We start from the raw sequence: 922 nt of genomic DNA, 5'->3' as shown, positions 1-922 counted from the left end.
CAAGTGATGAAAATGGGGATTTTTCAGCCGTTGAATTTGGGGAATTTTAATCCGTTGTTGACAACACTGAATAATAACAATAAAAGAGAAAAACTTTTGTTCATTTTTATCCCCCTAAATTATATTTAGGGATATTTTGCTCAATTGAATTTTAACTATCCTTTTTAAAGCTAACCTACCCCGTTAGTCCATTTACTTTGACTAAGTATTTCTTTCTCCTAATAAAAAGCGAAACAAATCTCTAATATTTGTAAAAATCTTAGGTTAAACTATCTTCAAAAAAATACAGGAGGTAGCTAAATTGAATTTCTTGTACCGTTTAATTCCTTTGACCCTAATTTTCTTATTTTCAGATTTGTTTCCAGCAGAAGCAATTAAATACAATCATGATAGTATTACTATTTCGGAAGTTCAAAAGAGGGTAAACTTTCCCGTTCTCTATCCAAAAAAGATTCCAAAAGATTGGACATTAGAAATAAAAACATATCCTAGCGGCAAGAAGGACTTCACTTATTTTAGACTCCATTTTATGGACAAAAACGACGAATACCTCATTGTAGGGATTGAACAGCAAAAAGAACATACAAATACATCAGATTTATTAAGTCCACAAATAGAGAAAGTAGATATCAATGGGAACACAGGATATTTTAAACACTGGGCACCTAGCATTCTTAGAGGAGAATATCCCCTTGGCGGAATACTATTCTGGAACCAAAATGGTACATTTATAAGAATGGATAGTTTTAATATAACAAAAAAAATGATGCTTGAAATTGCAAGATCGATGGCAACTTTTGAGTAAAAAAGTTCCCTTCTATACCCCTAGTTCTGTACTTGATTACTGATTTACTAAATGTTGTTTATTGCAAAATAAAAGTGCAGAGCTTTGCAAAGAAAAAATGCAGAGACCTGCACTTAT

General features: G+C 31.7%; 1 protein-coding gene. It reads left to right on the top strand.

From position 1 onward, the window contains the following. Positions 1-301: 301 nt before the first annotated feature. Positions 302-805 carry a DUF4367 domain-containing protein gene (locus MLE14_RS22330; RefSeq protein WP_243299627.1) on the top strand — a complete coding sequence of 168 codons (504 nt, stop codon included), beginning with the start codon at positions 302-304 and terminating at the stop codon, positions 803-805. Positions 806-922 lie beyond the last annotated feature (117 nt).

The organism is Bacillus litorisediminis, assembly GCF_022808645.1.
Taxonomy (GTDB): domain Bacteria; phylum Bacillota; class Bacilli; order Bacillales; family JC228; genus Bacillus_BF; species Bacillus_BF litorisediminis.
Note: the sequence above shows the minus strand (reverse complement) of the source record. Positions and strands in the feature narration are given on the sequence as shown.